This window comes from Streptomyces sp. SYSU D01066-1, assembly GCF_054956795.1.
The window spans coordinates 16,831-33,357 of the sequence record NZ_JBUDHV010000047.1 but is presented as its reverse complement, the minus strand read 5'-3'; the positions used below and the strand labels follow the sequence as shown (position 1 = coordinate 33,357).

At 72.4% G+C, this 16,527-nt stretch carries 14 protein-coding genes and 5 pseudogenes; 7 read left to right on the top strand and 12 right to left on the bottom strand.

Annotated elements, in window-relative coordinates; translation table 11 throughout:
* Nucleotides 1–167 precede the first annotated feature (167 nt).
* Nucleotides 168–534, bottom strand: a pseudogene (locus ACY1JF_RS29250) (leucine zipper domain-containing protein); the annotation flags it as partial.
* 141 nt (nucleotides 535–675) lie between these two features.
* On the opposite strand from ACY1JF_RS29250, the pseudogene ACY1JF_RS29245 reads away from it, so the two are divergent.
* Nucleotides 676–1,617: pseudogene (locus tag ACY1JF_RS29245) on the top strand (transposase family protein).
* Nucleotides 1,618–1,791: 174 nt separating this feature from the next.
* Here ACY1JF_RS29245 and ACY1JF_RS29240 read toward each other — a convergent pair.
* The gene (locus tag ACY1JF_RS29240) at nucleotides 1,792–1,974 is read right to left on the bottom strand and encodes a hypothetical protein (RefSeq protein ID WP_462708276.1); all 183 of its coding nucleotides are present in this window, start codon (nucleotides 1,972–1,974) and stop codon (nucleotides 1,792–1,794) included.
* Nucleotides 1,975–2,651: 677 nt separating this feature from the next.
* Here ACY1JF_RS29240 and ACY1JF_RS29235 point away from each other — a divergent pair.
* Complete coding sequence (locus ACY1JF_RS29235) at nucleotides 2,652–2,870, top strand: DUF6207 family protein (protein WP_462708275.1); 219 nt, start codon at nucleotides 2,652–2,654, stop codon at nucleotides 2,868–2,870.
* A gap of 330 nt (nucleotides 2,871–3,200) precedes the next feature.
* On the top strand, nucleotides 3,201–3,695 hold the full coding sequence (locus tag ACY1JF_RS29230) for a hypothetical protein (protein ID WP_462708274.1): 495 nt from the start codon (nucleotides 3,201–3,203) through the stop codon (nucleotides 3,693–3,695).
* 127 nt (nucleotides 3,696–3,822) lie between these two features.
* Here ACY1JF_RS29230 and ACY1JF_RS29225 read toward each other — a convergent pair whose 3' ends face one another.
* The 4 genes and pseudogenes from ACY1JF_RS29225 to ACY1JF_RS29210 all read right to left on the bottom strand — a co-directional run.
* A complete protein-coding gene (locus ACY1JF_RS29225; RefSeq protein ID WP_462708299.1) occupies nucleotides 3,823–4,230 on the bottom strand; it encodes a hypothetical protein in 408 nt (135 codons plus the stop codon).
* A gap of 25 nt (nucleotides 4,231–4,255) precedes the next feature.
* The gene (locus tag ACY1JF_RS29220) at nucleotides 4,256–4,441 is read right to left on the bottom strand and encodes an IS3 family transposase (RefSeq protein WP_462708298.1); all 186 of its coding nucleotides are present in this window, start codon (nucleotides 4,439–4,441) and stop codon (nucleotides 4,256–4,258) included.
* Between the two features lie 124 nt (nucleotides 4,442–4,565).
* Nucleotides 4,566–4,861 (bottom strand): annotated as a pseudogene (locus tag ACY1JF_RS29215) (IS21 family transposase); the annotation flags it as partial.
* A 166-nt stretch (nucleotides 4,862–5,027) separates the two neighbouring features.
* Nucleotides 5,028–5,192, bottom strand: a pseudogene (locus tag ACY1JF_RS29210) (ISL3 family transposase); the annotation flags it as partial.
* 450 nt (nucleotides 5,193–5,642) lie between these two features.
* Between ACY1JF_RS29210 and ACY1JF_RS29205 the strand changes: the two are divergent.
* The 3 genes from ACY1JF_RS29205 to ACY1JF_RS29195 are packed head-to-tail and all read left to right on the top strand — an operon-like array spanning nucleotide 5,643 to nucleotide 8,034.
* Nucleotides 5,643–5,891 carry a hypothetical protein gene (locus tag ACY1JF_RS29205; RefSeq protein WP_462708273.1) on the top strand — a complete coding sequence of 83 codons (249 nt, stop codon included), beginning with the start codon at nucleotides 5,643–5,645 and terminating at the stop codon, nucleotides 5,889–5,891.
* A gap of 13 nt (nucleotides 5,892–5,904) precedes the next feature.
* Complete coding sequence (locus tag ACY1JF_RS29200; protein WP_462708272.1) at nucleotides 5,905–7,443, top strand: helix-turn-helix domain-containing protein; 1,539 nt, start codon at nucleotides 5,905–5,907, stop codon at nucleotides 7,441–7,443.
* A gap of 18 nt (nucleotides 7,444–7,461) precedes the next feature.
* A complete protein-coding gene (locus ACY1JF_RS29195) occupies nucleotides 7,462–8,034 on the top strand; it encodes a transcriptional regulator (RefSeq protein WP_462708270.1) in 573 nt (190 codons plus the stop codon).
* Nucleotides 8,035–8,064: 30 nt separating this feature from the next.
* Here the strand turns inward: ACY1JF_RS29195 and ACY1JF_RS29190 are convergent, their stop codons facing one another.
* Nucleotides 8,065–8,310 (bottom strand): hypothetical protein, encoded by a 246-nt coding sequence (locus tag ACY1JF_RS29190; RefSeq protein ID WP_462708269.1) that lies wholly within the window; start codon nucleotides 8,308–8,310, stop codon nucleotides 8,065–8,067.
* Here ACY1JF_RS29190 and ACY1JF_RS29185 point away from each other — a divergent pair.
* Nucleotides 8,296–9,134, top strand: a pseudogene (locus ACY1JF_RS29185) (NAD(P)-binding domain-containing protein); the annotation flags it as partial. The gene ACY1JF_RS29190 and the pseudogene ACY1JF_RS29185 sit on opposite strands and share 15 nt — an antisense overlap.
* Before the next feature lie 104 nt (nucleotides 9,135–9,238).
* Here the strand turns inward: ACY1JF_RS29185 and ACY1JF_RS29180 are convergent.
* Genes ACY1JF_RS29180 through ACY1JF_RS29160 form a run of 5 tightly spaced genes read right to left on the bottom strand, consistent with a single transcriptional unit; the run spans nucleotide 9,239 to nucleotide 16,482 of the window.
* Nucleotides 9,239–10,648, bottom strand: a complete 1,410-nt coding sequence (locus tag ACY1JF_RS29180; protein WP_462708268.1) for a leucyl aminopeptidase family protein — start codon at nucleotides 10,646–10,648, stop codon at nucleotides 9,239–9,241.
* On the bottom strand, nucleotides 10,645–11,478 hold the full coding sequence (gene proC, locus ACY1JF_RS29175) for a pyrroline-5-carboxylate reductase (RefSeq protein ID WP_462708267.1): 834 nt from the start codon (nucleotides 11,476–11,478) through the stop codon (nucleotides 10,645–10,647). Before proC ends, ACY1JF_RS29180 begins: the two co-directional genes overlap by 4 nt.
* Nucleotides 11,475–12,686 (bottom strand): metal-dependent hydrolase family protein, encoded by a 1,212-nt coding sequence (locus tag ACY1JF_RS29170; protein ID WP_462708266.1) that lies wholly within the window; start codon nucleotides 12,684–12,686, stop codon nucleotides 11,475–11,477. Before ACY1JF_RS29170 ends, proC begins: the two co-directional genes overlap by 4 nt.
* A complete protein-coding gene (locus ACY1JF_RS29165) occupies nucleotides 12,683–14,404 on the bottom strand; it encodes a hydantoinase B/oxoprolinase family protein (protein ID WP_462708265.1) in 1,722 nt (573 codons plus the stop codon). Before ACY1JF_RS29165 ends, ACY1JF_RS29170 begins: the two co-directional genes overlap by 4 nt.
* Nucleotides 14,401–16,482 (bottom strand): hydantoinase/oxoprolinase family protein, encoded by a 2,082-nt coding sequence (locus tag ACY1JF_RS29160; protein WP_462708264.1) that lies wholly within the window; start codon nucleotides 16,480–16,482, stop codon nucleotides 14,401–14,403. The genes ACY1JF_RS29165 and ACY1JF_RS29160 overlap by 4 nt, the downstream gene beginning before the upstream one ends.
* Between the last annotated feature and the right edge of the window lie 45 nt (nucleotides 16,483–16,527).

The window sequence follows — 16,527 nt, the reverse complement described above, 5'->3', positions numbered from 1 at the left end:
CCGGAATGGTCATCGTCCGTCGGGAGATTGCGCGGAGGGCGGGAGCACCAGGTCGAGAAAGGCATTGAGGGTTTGGCGGTCGAGGCCGCTGTCGAGGTGGAGGGAGCGTCGTAAAAGGTTTTCGACGTCCTTGGGGTCGAGTCCTGTTTGCCTCGTGAGGTTGGGACGCGGCTGGCGGGTGGCCGGCCCTTCAGCGCGGTGTGTCCACCGCCGGGGATGTTGCCTAGCTTCTTGATGTCGACGTGGACCAGTTCGCCGGGGCGGTCGCGTTCGTGGCGGCGTATGACGCGGACCTTGATGATCCGGCGCTCGGTGCGGGCCGGGGTGCGGCGCGGACTGGTGCGCGGCCGGGAGGAGCGGTCGCTCATGCCCGCCTCGCCGACGGTCCGGCAGCGGTCGGCCCAGCGCTGGGCGGTGGTGGGCGATACCTGGAAGCGTTCCGCGGCCCGGCGCGGGGGCCAGCCGTCCTCGACCACGCAGCGGGCCGGGCGCAGCCGTCCGGTCTCGGTCAAGGGGTGCATTACGGTGGGGCACGAGGGCCTTTCGGTCAGGTGCAGACGTCGCAGTCCACACCGAGCCGGAAGGCCCTGACCCGTTCAAGATCCCTCAGCCGAGACCTGGCTCACCCGTCCACAACCTCCCGAGACAGAACAACTAGATGAACGAGTCCGATGTCTGTGCTGGCCGCGACCATGGCGAAGGGCGCCCGTTGGCTCGTGTGCGACTACCAGCCTGAACGCCCTTCTGGCGGCACTGTGCGTGTTCATCGACGACCATGTGGCCCCCTCGCCGCCGGATCGGGCGGCCCCCGAAACTGACGGACGCCGAACTGCGGTGCCTCGCCGTCACCCAGGTGCTGCTCGGCTTCCCCCCGGCCCGGCACCGGATCCGCTTCGCCCAGGCCCAGCTGGGGCATCTGTTTCGCTGCCTGCCCCAGCAGTCCGCCTGCAACAAGCGGCTCAACGCCGCCGGACCGCTGATCAGTCACATGATCGAGACCCTGGCCAGGCAGGCGCCCACCCGGCACGACGGCCTGCGGCTGATCGACCCCGCTCCGCTGCCCTGCGCGGCCTCCCGCGAGACCGTCAAACGCTCCGGGCCGGCCGGGCACACCGGCTACGGCTACCGCCGCAGCCACTCCCGCTTCCTCTGGGGATTCCGGCTCCACCTGCTCACCACGGCCGAGGGCATGCCGGTGTCCTGGGGCCTGGCCCACCCGGACGGCTCACCCGGAACCGGGCGAGCGGGAGGTGATGACCGCGCTGCTGGAACGCGACCACCACCTCGTCCACAGCGGACAGGCGATCCTCGCGGACAAAGGCTTTGCCGGGCGGGAGGTCGAGGCGTTCCTCACGAGCGCCTGGGCGTCCATCCGGTGCGGCCGGACCGCAAGGACGAGCCGGTCCGGCACGGCCGCCCGGCACGTGTCCGCCAGTGGACCGGGGCCGTGTCCGACACCCCGAAGGCCGGCCCAGCCTGGAACACCACGGCGGCAGAACCCCGGACGGAGTTTTCGCCCGCACCGGACGAAGACTCCTGGCCCCCGCCGCCGGCATCCGGCGCAACTGGACCACCGGCGCCAAGACCGAACGGTCCCTGATCACCTATGACCACTGAGAACATCGGACTCATTCGTCTGGGGTACGTGCCGCTGTCGTTGCTGAGCGGTACCGTCGCCGGAGTGGCGCGTCCGGGCGTGGTGGCCGTGGGCTGGCCCTACAACCTGGTGGGCCGGCCCTCGCGCCGTTCCGGAGCCCGCCGGCGCTCCGCCGGCTTTGAACTGCTGCCTGCTCAGGGCATGAACAAGGCCAGGAAAATCACCACGAGGACGATGATCCCGACAATGAGCCAGATGCTCTTTCGCCGGCTCCCGGTCCGGGGCGACAGGTCCTCCGGGCCTCCACCCCGGGGCCGATCCTCCGGGAGCTGCGGGTTCTTCGGACGGTCATGCGCATAGAAGTCGTCGTCCGCCATTTCGGGCTCCCTCCGTGACCGAGTAACGGGTGCCTCGCACGGGCCGCCCGACACCTCGCGGCCTCCGCCTTTCTGCGCCTCTCCAGCGCCGGCGGCTCCGCTCGCCGGCCGGGGCCGACAGTCCGTGACCGTCGGATCTCCGACCGTGAACAGGGCGAGCCGGGCGACGATCAGCCGGCCGGCCCGGCCCCCGGCCGCGAGGTCAAGTCTGAGGCGGAGACGCCAAGGCAATCGCGCTCCGGCCGGCCGTCGGACCCCTCGGGTTCTTGGGGTGCCCCTGGGTCAGGCGGTCGGGTACCAGCCGATGACCGTGAGGTTCTCCGCCTCCTCGGCACCCTCGGAGTCGCCGTGAAGGTGGTCGCTGTTCCGCCGTACCCGGCGGGGAGCGGCGGGCCTTCGCGACGTGTCGCGACCGGCGTCCGTTCTCCGGCGTGGGCCGGCCCCACGCCGGAGAACGCGCAGGTTCCCCGAGGCCGACGGCCGCCTTCCAGCGGCCTCCTTCGGCGTTTCCGGACCGATTCGGTCCCATTTCATCACCGTGATGAGTTGAGATGGGACCTACCGCTACCGCTCGCAGCCGGTCGTGTCCGCGGCGTGAGTTTCGCCCGGTCACCCGGCCGGGTGACCGGTGCGCGTGGCCGCGATCGCGGTCCCGCGCCGGTGTGTCGGTGTCCGGCGTGAGGAACATCGTGGGCGCCCACGTGGCGGGGCCCGGGCCGGCAGGGGTGGGGGTCGCCGCCGACGCCGATGCGACCGTGTCCGCGGTGCAGGCACTGCTCGCCGAACGGTGCGCGGCTCCCGCTCCCGGCGACCGCACCGTCCGGGAGCCGGGCGAGCCCGGCGTGCGGCTGCGCTTCTTCCTGGACCCGCACGATGCCGGGTCCACGGACGTATGACGCACTCCGCGTACGCGCTCCCGCCCGGCCGGGTACTGCCCGGGACGACGGGCGGGCCACCGATGGCTTCCTCGGTGCATGCCGCCCTTCGGCCGTGCCGCCTGTTTCGGGGCCGGCGCACGCTCGGGCGGGCACGGTCAGGACGCGGGCCGGGCCGCGCGCAGGGGCTTGCGGCACCTCACCGTCGTGATCGAGTACGCCTGGGGCCGTGGCGGCGTCTCGTTCCCGGTGGCGTGACAGACCGGCCGGCACATCCTGCGGGCCGGGGCCGTCCTGCGGTGCGGGGCCGGGCGGAGCCGTGGGCTGGCGGCGCAGCAGCGGCGCGGGCTGGTGGTGTACGCGGTCGGCTTCGCCTCGGACCCGGGTGGGGACGTCGCCGCGCTCGGCGACGAGACGGTCGTAGGCGGGGGTCTCCTGGAGCACGGCGGGGCGTTTCCCTTCGGTGAGCGGGTGGCTCACGGCCCTTTGTCCGAGGCCGAACTGGTTGGTCAGGTCGGTGAACAGCTCCTTGGCGCTGCCCTGGAGGGCTTCGTCGGTGTCGGCGGGGAGCAGGCCGACGGTGACGGGCTGGATCGTGTGCGGGTAGCGGGCGCCGTCGGGCACGGAGGTGAAGCCGGGGTGGCCCACCACAACGGGGATCAGCGGCACGGTCTCGTGGCGGCCGGTGGTGACCGTGGCGTGGAGCGGCAGGCTGCTGTCGAGGCGGAGATGGCGGGCGAGCTGTGGGGCGATGACGCAGAGACCGCGGCAGCACGCATCGAGGGTGTCCTGGTACACGAGAAGCCCGAAGGGCAGGTGGTCATCGCCGCGGAAGCGGTCCCGTGAGGTCCTGAAGGTGAGGTTGGCGGCCGGCACGACGGTCCCCGTCGGCGTGGGTCTCCCGTCCGGCGCCCAAGCCGAGGGTGCTCAGTATCCAGCGGCGCGGGCCGGGCAAGAATTTCGTAGCCGAAGATCATCCCAGTGACACGGTCGGCCGGTCCGCGTAGCGGCGGCGGAGGCGGGCGATCAGAACGACGCGGTGGCGGAGGAGAGAGACGCCGGCGCGGCCGGCCATCAGACGTTTTTGCAGCTTGACGTCGGTGACACGGTCTCCATTGACGCCGGAGTTGCAGGGGGTGCCGATTCCCTGCGCGACGGCATGCCGGTCTTCACGAAGGGCTCCGGCGAGGCCGGCAGGAGGGGCCAGACCCCTGCCTGCGAGGTCGTCCAGCCAGTCCGGAAGGGGTGTCGCGTCGTGGTCGTCGAGCATGGCGGCGAACCGGCGGGCCAGATCGTGAGTCCGCCTGAGTTCAGGACAGTGCTCCAGGAACCGGGGCAGGCGATCGCTGATGTGGAGGTTGCGGCGGTGCGGGCGTGACATTCCCCCGCTTCTCGGGAGGGGGTGATCAGCTGGTCAGAGCGGGATGGCGGGGTTTCGGGTTCGCTCGTTCGGTCGCTGCCTGTCCGGCGTGGTGTTGCTCTTCGAACTCGACGGGGCTGAGGCAGCCGAGGCGTTTCTGGATGCGCCGGCTGTTGCAGAACCCGTCGATGTACTCGAAGAGTGCGAGGTGGTCCTCGAAGCGGCCGGTCAGGGCCTGGGCCAGGGCGGTGTGGCTGGCCCTGATGGTGCCGCGGGCCGGGTCCGCGAAGGCCTCGGGCCGCGCTCGCCCGCGATGAGTGCTTCGAGGATGACGCGTCCGGAGACGCCGAAGATGTCGGCGGCACCGGGCGGAGCTCGCGGACCCGCTCCTCGAGAACCGTCATCCCGCGGTTCCAGCCGATCCGCTCGGCGATCACCGTGGCCGGCATCGTCGGGGTCTTCCGCAGAAGCTCGCGGATCTGCACCTCGACCGCGTCCGCCACCGAGCCCTTGGCCGGCCTCTCGTACTTCGGCGGTCGGTCATGCGCCAGTACCCGCTTCACCGTGTTCCTCGAGTTGCCCAGATGTCGCGCGACCGCCCGGATGGTCATCTGCTCCGGCGCGACCGGCGGATCTCTGCCCAGTCCTCCACAAGGACCGCCTCTTCCTCCCGGCCTTGACCAGCAAGGCCGGAGTCAGACGAAGATCACCAAGCGGGTCGGATTCGATACACCGCCAGAGGGGCAGCGTCCGGGTTCTGGATCACTTTCCGTGCAGCGCTGACGGGCGGTCACGGGCCCGCCCCGGCCGCCGTACGGTCACCCGGCCAGGAGGACGCGCTTGCGGAGCAGGGCCAAGCCCGCGCGGCCGGGCATCTGCCGTTTGAGCGTGATCCGGTTCACCTGCCCCTCCACCGCCCCCGGGCTGGACGGCGACGTCAGCCCTGCCTCCACCGCCCGCAGGTCACACCCGACCCCGTTCACGGGGTCCCCCGCCAGGCCGGTCAGTCGGCGTCGGGGTGGGTGACCCCGTTCGGCGGGGCGGAGACGAGGATCTCCAGCGGGGTCTCGCCGCCGCGTTCGCCGCAGCGGCGGATGTCCGCGTCGGGGGTGAACCGCAGACGGAGCAGCTCGGCGCGGGGCGCGCCGCACGAGGCGCAGGTGCCCTCGCGGACGCCGCGCAGTACCTCGCCCGTAGGCCTTGACCATGTGTCTTCCCTGGTTGGCCAGGTGGTGGACGCGTCCGTCCGCCGAGCGGGGGGCTCACTGTTGAACTTGTTGCGAAGTATGCTGGGATGCCGGTAACCTCGCAACAAGTTCCATAGTCTTCTTCCAGGGAAGGCGGACGGGGTGCTGCAGATCCAACTAGGGGCCGAACAGCCCGCCGGCACCGGCGACGGTCTGGGACGCACCACGGTCGGATGGCGTCCCGGGATGTCCGAAAGCGAAGCCTGGCAGGCGGGGCGCGGTATCTGGAAGTTCAACGCCGGCCGGGCCCTGTCCCAGGAGGAGGTGCAGATCATCAATACCGACGGCACGGTGCTCGCCGTCGCGAGGATCACCGGGATCTCCAAACACGGTGACCGCTACGCCCTCGAGGGCGACCTGCTGCTCGGTGATGCGCGGGTGGGCCGCCCCACCCCATGCCCGCACCGGTCCCGTAACCCCGTCACCTACATCTGAAAGCGGCGGACCGATGAGCGACTTCGACGCGATCGACTCGCTGCTCGCCTCCCTCAGCCCGCAGCCCGCGCTGCCCGAGGCACAGGTGCGCCGTGACCTGCGTGAGCGGGCCGGCCTGCCGAAGGCCCAGGTGGCCCGGGCACTCGGGGTGAGTCCGTCCACGGTCACCGGGTGGGAGACAGGCCGGGACCCCTCCGGGGAGCTCAGGACGAAGTACGCCTACCTCCTGGACGGCCTGGCCGCGAAACTCGCACCCCCCGCCCCACCGCCCGCAGACGAAGCCACCTCGCCCCCGCCCCCACCGGACGAGAACACAACGCCCCCGGCACCCGGCGGCGGCCTGGCCGCAGGCGACGGCATGGACGACGTCGAAGCCCTGGCCGCCCCCGCACCGTGTGTCCTGTGCGGGCAGCCCGCAGGCCACCAGGTCGCCGGCTTCCCCCAGCACCTCGACCCTGCCCAGTGCGCGACGACAGCCCCCGCACCCGCCGCCCCTGCCAAGCGGCCTCAGGGCCGCACCGCGAAGACGGTGACGACCGTGCCCGCAGGCCGGCGTGTGCGGGCCGCGTCCGCCACCGACCCGTCGTCCGATCCGATCGCGGCGGCCGTGGCCGAGGCGCTCGAGGCACATGAGGGTGATGTGGAGGCGGCGACCGCAGCCCTGGTCAAGCGGGCGATCCCGGATGCGATGGCTCTGCTGGACGAGACCCGCAGGGGCGGCCGCTATGCCATCGTCGCCCACCCCTGGATCCCGGACATCCTGCGCAAGCAGTCTGCCCGTGGTGCCGACCAGATCTGGGAGGCCCGCCCCAAGTGGACCCGCTCCGAACTGCCCGCAGGCCGGCACGAGGTGACGGCCCTGGACATCAACGGTGCCTACCTCAGCGCGCTCAAGACGCACCTGCCGCTCGGGCAACTGGAGCACTCCACCGGTGGCGGGCACGACCGGCGCCGGGCCGGGGTCCACCTGATCACCCCGCCCGCATGGGAGCACGGCGCCTATCTGCCCAACCCGATCGGCAACCGCGACGAACCCGGCCCCCTGTGGGTGACCGAGCCGACCCTGCGCCTGCTGCTGCGCCTGTCTGGCCCGAAATACGCCCTGTGCGAACCCCCCGAGATCCACGAGTCGTTCACCTCGGGTGCGACGGAGAACCTGCTGGAGAAGTTCCGGATCGCGCTCAAGGACGCCCGTGACACCGCGATCGCCGGCGGGGACGAGGTGATGCTGGAATACGTGAAGGCGATGTACTCGAAATTCGTCTCCACCATGGGAGAGTCGAACTACAACCGGGAGCTGTACCGCCCGGACTGGATGCACCTCATCCGCTCGCAGGCCTTCGCCAACCTCTGGACCAAAGCCCTCAAGGCGCACGACGCCGGCCTGACGGTCGTGCGTGTGATGGGCACCGACGAACTCCACGTCGTCGGCGACTGGCGGCGTGTCTTCCCGGAAGGCCGCGGGGTTTCCGAAGTGAAGGTCAAGGACGTCTACTCCGTCGGCACCGCACCCACCGGCCCGGCCGCCGCCTCATACACCGACGAGAACTGACAGGGCAGGGGAGTTCACGTGCCCGAGCGCACCATCGATTTCGGCAAGTACGGCGCCCAAGGCCTCAAGGGCCACAAGGCGGTCGCCCGCCAGCTCGACGCCCTCGCCGACTTCATCGCTTCTCCCGTCACCACCCGGCGCGGCCTCATGGCCCGTCTGCACTACCTCACCCGCACCCCCCGCGCCCGCGCCGCCGCCCACGACGCGGGCCTGACCGTCACCGACCGCACCCTGAAGGCATGGCTGGCCGGCACCCGTAACCCCACCAGGCAGAACCTCACCCGGATCGAGGCCTCCTACCGCACGGTCCGCCGCCACAACGTCGCCCGCTACCTCCTGACCCGCCTGGGCCGCGCCGGCCGCGGTACCCGCGTCGAGATCCACCCGCTCAACCAGTCCGGCGTGCACCCTTCCCACCAGCGGGTCGTGGCATTCCGCACCCTCAACATCCGCCACTGGGAGGCCATCATCGACGCCTGGTCCACCGGCGACGACCAGGCCCTGGACAACGCCTGGATCGAGCAGATCGTCGACCTCGGCTCGCAGTGGGGCCAGTACGAATACGTCACCAACATCGGCTTCGCCGCCTGAACCCCACACACCGCACACGAAAACCGGCACCTACAGGTGCGGCAGGGTCCGTTGCACGATCAGTTCTGTCCGGGTTCTTCCGGCGAGGCCGGGGGCGGTCAGAGGGCGGTGGCAGTCGCGGGCGGCGTGACGTAGCTCGACGGCGATGCTGGTGTGGCCGTCCTGGCGGTGGATGCCGGTGGCGAGATCGCGCAGACCGGCCGTGACGCGCGGGAGCCGGCCGATATGGATCTTTGAGTCGTCCTCGCGGAAGGTGCGGTCCCGGACGCCGGGCACGTGGCCGACTACCTCACCGACTACGAAAAGCGCTACGCCCTGCCCGTCCAGCACGGCACCCGCGTGGACGCCGTACACCGCGACGCAAGCCGGCTCCTGGTCGAAGCCGACTCCGGCACCTGACGGGCCCGCGCGGTCATCAGCGCCACCGGCAGCCGGTCACGGCCCTTTCTTCCCACCGTCCCCGGCCGGTCCGTGTTCACCGGACGGCAGCTCACACCGTGAACCACCGCCGTCCGGCCGGCTTCGCCGGCCAGCGCGTCATCGTGGCCTGCGGCGGCGACTCCGGCGCACAGATCGCCGCTGACCTGGCCCTGGACAGCCGTGTCGACGTCACCTGGGCGACCCGACGCCCACCACGGTTCCCGCCCGACGACATCGACGGCCGCGCACTGTTCGACGTCGCCACCGCCCGCCGCCGCGCCCTCGACGCCGGCCGTGACGACACCGGCGGGGCGGCTTCGCTCGGCGACATCGTGGCCGTACCGCCCGTTCGCGCGGCTCGGGAGGCCGGTCCCCTGCGGCCGAGGCCGATGTTCACCAAGCTCACTGAGGCCGGCGCCCAATGGGCCGACGGCTCATGCGCCGAGGCGGACGCGGTCGTCTGGTGCACCGGATTCCGTCCCGCGCTGTCGCATCTGATCCCGCTCGGCCTGCGCCAGGCACGCGGCCACATCCCGGCTGAGGGCACGCGCGCCGTGCGGGAGCCGCGCCTGCGCCTGCTCGGCTACGGCGACTGGACCGGCCCCGCCTCGGCCACCCTGATCGGCGTCGGTCGCCCGGCTCGCGATGCGGCCCGGCAGATCGCCGAACCGCTGCGCTGAGGGCCGGGGCATTGCTGCGCGCCCCCGCTGCCGCGGGGTGCCGTCCGCGGCGTCACCTGCCGACGGCGGCTGGACGAGCTCCGGCCGCGTCGACCGGGGCCTCCTCACGGGAGGGGTGAGGAGTCCAGCGTCCGGAACAGCTCCACGAGGAGCTGGACGCCGTATCCGGTGCCGCCCCGCGGTGTGGCGCCGTGGGCCTCGGCCGACCAGGCCGGGCCCGCGATGTCCACATGCGCCCACGGGACCTCCGGATCGACGAACTCCCGGAGGAACAGCGCGGCGGTCGTCGCGCGGGCTTCCGGCAGCCCGGGGAAGTTGCGCACGTCGGCGGCGCGGGACCGTACGGTCTCGGCGAGGTACTCCTGGAGCGGCAGCCGCCAGACCGGCTCGCCCGAGGCGTGCGACGCGCGTTCCACCAGCTCGCTGGTCGCGTCGTCGCCGAAGAGCGCCGCCATCCGGGGACCGAGTGCGGCGATCGCGCCGTAGGTGAGGGTGGCGATGTCCACCAGGGCCTTCGGCCGGTGTTCGCAGGCGAAGGCGAGGGCGTCGGCGAGGATGACACGGCCCTCGAAGTCGGAGTTGAGGATTTCGACGGTCATGCCGTTGCGGCTCGTGACGATGTCGCCCGGCCGGGCCGCCCCCGGCCCGATCATGTTCTCGACCAGCGGGCAGAACGCCCGCACGTGCAGGTCCGGTGCGACGGCCGGGAGCAGGGTCATCGCGTGCAGGATCGCGGCGACGGACGCCATGTCGTGCTGCATCGTCACCATCGCGTCCGCGCCCTTGAGCGAGAGGCCGCCGGTGTCGAAGGTGACGCCCTTGCCGACCAGGCACAGGTCGGGCCGCGGCGTCCCGGCGCCGGTGTGCACGATCTCGGCCATCAGCGGGCGGTGCGCCGAACTGCGGCCGATGGCGAGGATTCCGCCCGCTCCGTGCTCCTGGAGCCATGCCTCGTCGCGGACGTGGACCTCGAGACCGGCGGCGGTGCCGGTCTGGGCGCAGAGCCGGGCGAGGGCGGCAGGGGTCAGCACGTTGCCCGGCTCGTTGACCGCGTCCCGGGCCCGGCACACCCGGTCGGCGAGGTCGAGGCCGCCCGCCCACGCCTCGCGGCCGGTGCCGGACAGCCAGGTGGTGGCCGGCCGGCGTCCGCCCGAGAGGTGGGTGTCGAACCGGTACTCCCCCAGGCGCAGGCCGAGCGCGACGGCGCGGGCCAGGGTGTCCTCGGCGAGCGGGGAGCGCAGCAGCGCACTGTGGTCGACCGTGACCGCCCCGAGGTGGCCGAGGCGGCGGCCGGCGGCGCCGAAGCACTCCCGGACGGTCTCCGGGGTGAGCCGGCCGGCCGGGCCGCATCCGACCAGGAGGACGGGCGGCTCGCCCGGGGCCAGCAGCACCTCGCCGGCCCGTCCCGCGAACCGGCCGACGGTGCTCAGGGCCCGGGTCGCCGGGTCCTGGAGGAGCGGGTCGCCCTCCAGGACGGCCAGGCAGCGCGCGTCGGCGGCGGCTGTCCCTGTCATGAGGCCAGCTCCCGCGCCCGCCGGCGGCAGGCCCGGACGGCGTCGTCGAACAGTGTGCCGAGGCCGCCCTCCTCGAACACCGCGACGGCGCGGGCGGTGGTGCCGTTCGGGCTTGTCACCTGGCGCCGCAGCTCGGCCGGGTCCGTGCCGGTGGCCTCCATCAGCTCGACCGCCCCGCGGAAGACCTGGCGCGCGAGCGCCGCGGCGGTGCCGGCGCCGAAGCCCTGGGCGACGGCGGCGTCCCGGAGTTTCTCGACGAGCAGGAAGACGTACGCCGGCCCCGATCCGGTGACGGCGACGACAGCGTCGAGCTGGTCCTCGTCGACCTCGATGACCTGGCCCAGGCCGGCGAGGAGCGCCCTGACGGCGTCGTACCGCCCGGCCGGCACCCGCGCGTCGGGCACCAGCCCGATCACGCCCTGCCGGACGGCGCTCGGCGTGTTGGGCATCGCGCGCAGGACGTGCACGTCCGCGGGGAGCCTTTCCCTGAACGTCGCAGCGCGGACGCCCGCGGCGACCGACAGCACCACGGTGCCCGGCCGGGCCGCCGCCGCGACGCCGGGCAGGACGTCACGGACGAGGTGGGGCTTGACCGCCACGACGACGATGTCGGCGTCCCCGGCCGCCGCCTTCAGCGCCTCCGGGTCGCTCTCCAGGGACGTGGTGACGGTGCCGTGCGGAAGGCGGCTTGCGGCGGTCCGCGCGGCGCCGGCCGCCGTCCGGTTCACCGTGGTCACCGAGGCGAACGCGGTTCCGGCGGCGGCCCAGCCGGCCAGCAGGGCGCGGGCCAGGGAGCCGGCGCCGACCACCGCGACGCGTGGTGCCGTCACCGGCCCGCCTCCGTCACGACGGATCCGCCGGAGACGACGGTCCGGGGGCGCTCGCCGTCGGCGATGACGTCGATGTCGTCGAACGGGTTGCCCGACCAGACGACGAGGTCACCGGCCGCGCCGACGGCGATCCGCCCGAGGTCGTCGCGGCGCAGGACCGCGGCGTTGCCGGTCGTGACCGCGCGCAGCGCCTGGAGCGGCCCGACCGCCTGGGCCATCAGACGGATGCCGACCAGCTGCTCGGAGACGAGGTCGCCCATGTTGTCCGAGCCGAAGCCGACGGTGACGCCGGCCGCCAGCGCGTGGCGGACGGCGTCACCGCCCGCCTCCAGCACCTCCCGGTTCTTGCGCTGGGCGACCTCGGAGAGGCCGAGCGCGGCGCCGAGCCGGTCCATCGCGTCGTACGCGCCGAGGGTGGGCACCAGTACGGCCCCGTGCTCGGCCATCAGCCGGGCGGTCGGCTCGTCGAGCAGGTTGCCGTGCTCGATGGAGCGCACCCCGTTGCGCACGGAGTGCGCGATCGCGGCCGGCGAGTAGGCGTGGGCCGCGACGTAGCTGCCGCGGCGGTCGGCCTCGTCGCTGACCGCCCGCACCTCCTCGGCGGAGTACTGCGGGACGGCGATGGGGTCGACCGGTGACACCACCCCGCCGGACGTCATGATCTTGATGGCGTGGGCGCCGTGGCGGAACCGTTCGCGGACCGCGGCCCGCAGTGCCTCGACGCCGTCGACGACCTCGACCGTGCAGCCGTCGTGGCAGGCCGAGTCGTCGCCGCGGCCCCGGTGGTCGCCGTGTCCGCCGGTCTGGCTGAGGGCCGCGCCGGTGTAGAGGTAGCGCGGTGCCTCGATGACGCGCTCCTCGATCGCCCGGCCCAGGCCGGCGTCCCCGCCGGCCGGGTCGCGGACGGTCGTGAACCCCCGGTGCAGTGCGTCGCGCAGCCGGTGCTGTGCCTTGAGCGCGACGTAGCTGAGCGGGGCCCGCTCGATCGGTGCGGAGTCGAGGGCGATCGCGTAGGCGTGGAAGTGCGCGTCGAGCAGGCCGGGGGTGACGACCGCGCCGCGGGCGTCGATGGTGCGCACCTCGGCCGGGGCGACGTCGCCGACCTCGCGGATGACTCCGTCGACGACGCGGACCGATCCCTCGGTGAGGTCCTCGCGGGTGCCGTCGAAGAGGAGTGCGTTGCGGATGACCAGGTCGTTGCCGTTCACGCGCGGACGACCGCCCGCCGGGCCGCGGTCGCGGGCTCGTCGACCGTGCCCGTGGCGGGGTCGATGACGACGCCGTAGTCCTCGGCCGCCCTCTCGGCCGAGACGAAGCCGTTGCGCACGTCGTGGGCGACCGCGGCCGGGTCGCGTTCGAACGGGTCGCCCCAGCCGCCGCCACCGCCGGTGGCGTTGACGAGCAGGTCGCCGGGTTCGAGGTGGCTGTACTCGCCGGAGGCGTTGCGCTCGGCGGGCGTGCCGGGGTTGATCGTCATGCCGTTGGGCACGCCGGGCCTGCCGCCGGCGATCGGCCACGGCGGGGAGAGGGTCTTGTAGACCAGGCCGATGCCGACCGACGGGGAGGTGAACCGGTACGCCCGCGTGACACCCACGCCGCCGCGGTGCTTGCCCGGGCCGGCGCTGTCGGGCCGGTAGCCGTAGTGCTCGATGATCATGGGGGACTTGGTCTCCAGCACCTCGACCGGGTTGTTGCGGCAGCCCGGCTCGGAGAAGTGCATGATGCCGTCCTCGCCGTCGCCGCCGGCGTGGCCGCCGAAGCCGACGGCCTCGTTGGTGGCCTCGTGCCAGTGCTCGCCGTTGCGGGGGTTGACGCCGAGACCCATCATCGAGTTCACGTCGCCGCCCGAGGAGGCCGGGATGACGTCGGGCATCCCCTGGGCGAGGGCCTTGAGGACGACCTCCCCCGCCAACAGGCCGGTCCACAGGGTGAAGGTCGGCATCGGGGGCACGGCGTGCATCACGCTGCCCTCGCGGGTGATGACCCGCAGCGGGGCGAAGTTGCCCGCCACCACGGGGGTGTCGGGTGTGGTCAGCGACTTGAAGACGAGACTGCACAGCGCCTCGGTCTCGCCGTACGGCAGGTTGATCGGGCCCTTGACGCCGTAGGCGCTGTCGGACCAGTCGACGATGAACTCGTCGTCGGTGATGGTCACCTTGGCGTCCATCTTGACCGGCTTGTCCTTCTCCACGCCGTCGCTGTCGACGAAGTCGCTGGCCTGCCAGGTGCCCTTGGGCAGTTCCCTGAGCGCGAGCCGGGCAAGCTTCTCACCGTGCTCGTTGATCGTGCGCATCGCCTCGACGAGCGTGTCGGCGCCGTACTTGTCGGCGAGTTCGCGGGTGCGCTGGACACCGGCGTGGCAGGCGGAGACCTGGGCCTGGAGGTCGCCGATGGTGCGTTCCGGCTCGCGGCTGTTGAAGCGGATGATGTTGAAGATGTCGTCGCACTGCTCGCCGGCCCGGTACAGGCGGGTGCCCGGGAAGAAGATGCCCTCCTGGTACATGTCGGTGGAGTCCAGGACGTAGCCCGGGTCCTTCTGCATGAGGTCCAGGACGTGGATGCGGCAGGAGCTGTAGCCGATCAGCTGCCCGTTCGCGGCGTGGATCGGGGCGAAGACGAGGGTGTCGAGGGTGTGGGCGCTCGACCAGTAGGGGTAGTTCAGGAGGAACACGTCGCCCTCCCCCATCGCCTCGGCGCCCAGGAACTCGACGGCCTTCTTGATGCCGGCGTCGTTGCCGCGGGTGAAGATGGCGATGCCGGGGGCGTCGGCGACCACGTCGCCGCTCGCGTCGTGGATGCCGATGCCGTAGTCGTGAATCTCGTAGACGACGGTGTTGTACGCCGTCCGGCACAGGTTGCGGGCGACCTCCTCGGCCGCCGCCAGCAGGCCGTGCCGGATGACCTCGGTGGTGATGCTGTCGATCATGCGTGGTTCTCCTGCCCGTGGGCCTGGCTCGCGGCCGCCGCGTCGGCGGCCAGGTCGATGACGAGTTCACCGAAGTCGCCGACGGTCAGCACGTCGCCGGCGTGCATCACGGTCGTGGCGGTGTGCTCCGTGATCACCGCGGGGCCCTCGACCCGGTCGCCGGCCCTCAGCTGCTCCCGTGCGTAGAGGCCGTACACCTCGGTGGTGCGGTCGTCGACGTGGACGGACCGGTCGCCGAGCCGGGTCGGGCCCTGTCCCGCCGCGCGCCGTGGCAGGGTCGGGAAGTCGGGCTTCTCGACCAGTCCGACGGCCCGCAGGCGCAGGGTGGTGATCTCGACCGGGTCGGTCATGGTGTGGCCGTACTGGCGGCGGTGCAGCTCCTCGAACTCGGTGAGGAGGCTGGCCGCCAGGTCCTCGACGTCGCCCGGGTAGGCGACCGAGACCGAGTGCTCCTGGCCCCGGTAGCGCACGTCGAAGCTGCGGGTGAGCTGCCGGGCGTCGGCGCCGAACCCCTCGTCGTCCAGCACCTTGACCGCGTCGGCCTCCATGTCGCCGAAGATCTCTTCGAGTTCGGCGTGCCGCAGCGTCTCCAGCGGCAGGATGCTGGTGCGGGCGAAGTCGTGCTGCACGTCGGCCATCAGCATGCCGAGCGCGGAGAACGCGCCCTGGCCCGGTGGGACGATCACGGTCGGGACGCCGAGTTCGCGGGCGACGTCGACGGCGACCAGGCCGCCGCCACCGCCGAAGCTGAGCAGCGCGAACTCCTTGGGGTCCAGCCCGAGTTCGACGGTGATGCCGCGGACCGCTCCGGTGATCTTCGTCGTCGAGATGCGCAGGACGCCGCGCGCCAGGGCGCGTTCGCTCAGGCCGAGCGGTCCGGCCACGTCGGCCAGGGCCCGCAGGGCCTTGTCCTCGTCCAGCACGAGGCTTCCGCCGAGCGGGGTGTCGGAGCCGAGGTAGCCCACGGCGAGGGCCGCGTCGGTGAACGTCGGTTCGGTGCCGCCGCGGCCGTACGACGCCGGTCCCGGCTGGGCGCCGGCGCTCTGCGGGCCGACCTGCAGGGCGCCGCCGGCGTCGACGTGGGCGAGGGAGCCGCCGCCCGCGCCGATGGTCTGGATGTTGAGCGACGGCGCGGTGATCGGCAGTCCCTCGAACTCGGCGCCCTGGTAGCGCAGCGGCTGGTGGTCGAGGACGAGCGACGCGTCCAGGCTGGTGCCGCCCATGTCGATCGTGATCAGGTCCGGCCGCCCGATCAGGCGGGAGAAGGCCGCCGCACCGATGACGCCGCCGGCCGGTCCGGACAGGATCAGGTTGACCGGCTGTTCCCTGGCCGCCGTCACGGTCATGGCGCCGCCGCCGGAGCGGGACATCAGGAACCGGCCGCCGAAGCCGCGCTGCGCCAGGGAGCCTTCGAGCTCTTCGAGGTAGCCCCGCACGATCGGCTTGATGTAGGCGTCCAGGACCGCCGTGGAGGTCCGCTCGTACTCGCGGTACTCACGCGAGAGTTCGTGCGAGAGCGTGACGTCGACACCCGGCGCGACCTCGTTGAGGATGTCGCGCATGCGCTGCTCGTGCGCGGGGTTGGCGTAGGCGTGCAGGAAGGCGACGGCGACCGCTTCGTAGCCGCCGTCGGCGATCCGCCGTGCCACCCGGCGGGCGTCGTCCTCGTCCAGAGGGGTGGCGACGGAGCCGTCGAAGTAGGAGCGTTCCCGCACCTCGAAGGTGTCGGCGCGCTCGACCAGCGCCCGCGGCTTGCGGTAGCGGATGTCGTACATGGCGCGCCGGTCGGTGCGGCCCAGCAGGTACACGTCGCGGAAGCCCTGGGTGGAGACGATGGCGATGCGGGCGCCGGTGCGGGTCAGCAGCGCGTTGAGGCCGAGCGTGGTGCCGTGGTTGAACATCGCGATGTCGGCGAAGGGCGCCTCGGCCTTGGAGAACGCCGCGAGGACGCCTTCGGTGGGTGCTGACGGGGTGGTGGCGACCTTCTCGAACCGCAGTTCTCCCGTGGCCGGCACCAGCTTCACCACGTCGGTGAAGGTGCCGCCTACGTCGATGGCCACCCGAATGCTTTCTGACATGACTGGTACTCAGCCCTTTCCGGGACGGGGAGGGTGCCGCGCCGC

What these genes read in the sequence shown, in the direction of transcription:
- ACY1JF_RS29240 (WP_462708276.1), bottom strand. Translation starts at nt 1,974, where the DNA reads ATGGCGGACGACGACTTCTATGCGCATGACCGTCCGAAGAACCCGCAG.
- ACY1JF_RS29225 (WP_462708299.1), bottom strand. Translation starts at nt 4,230, where the DNA reads ATGTCACGCCCGCACCGCCGCAACCTCCACATCAGCGATCGCCTGCCC.
- ACY1JF_RS29205 (WP_462708273.1), top strand. Translation starts at nt 5,643, where the DNA reads ATGTCCGAAAGCGAAGCCTGGCAGGCGGGGCGCGGTATCTGGAAGTTC.
- ACY1JF_RS29200 (WP_462708272.1), top strand. Translation starts at nt 5,905, where the DNA reads ATGAGCGACTTCGACGCGATCGACTCGCTGCTCGCCTCCCTCAGCCCG.
- ACY1JF_RS29180 (WP_462708268.1), bottom strand. Translation starts at nt 10,648, where the DNA reads ATGACAGGGACAGCCGCCGCCGACGCGCGCTGCCTGGCCGTCCTGGAG.
- ACY1JF_RS29165 (WP_462708265.1), bottom strand. Translation starts at nt 14,404, where the DNA reads ATGATCGACAGCATCACCACCGAGGTCATCCGGCACGGCCTGCTGGCG.
- ACY1JF_RS29160 (WP_462708264.1), bottom strand. Translation starts at nt 16,482, where the DNA reads ATGTCAGAAAGCATTCGGGTGGCCATCGACGTAGGCGGCACCTTCACC.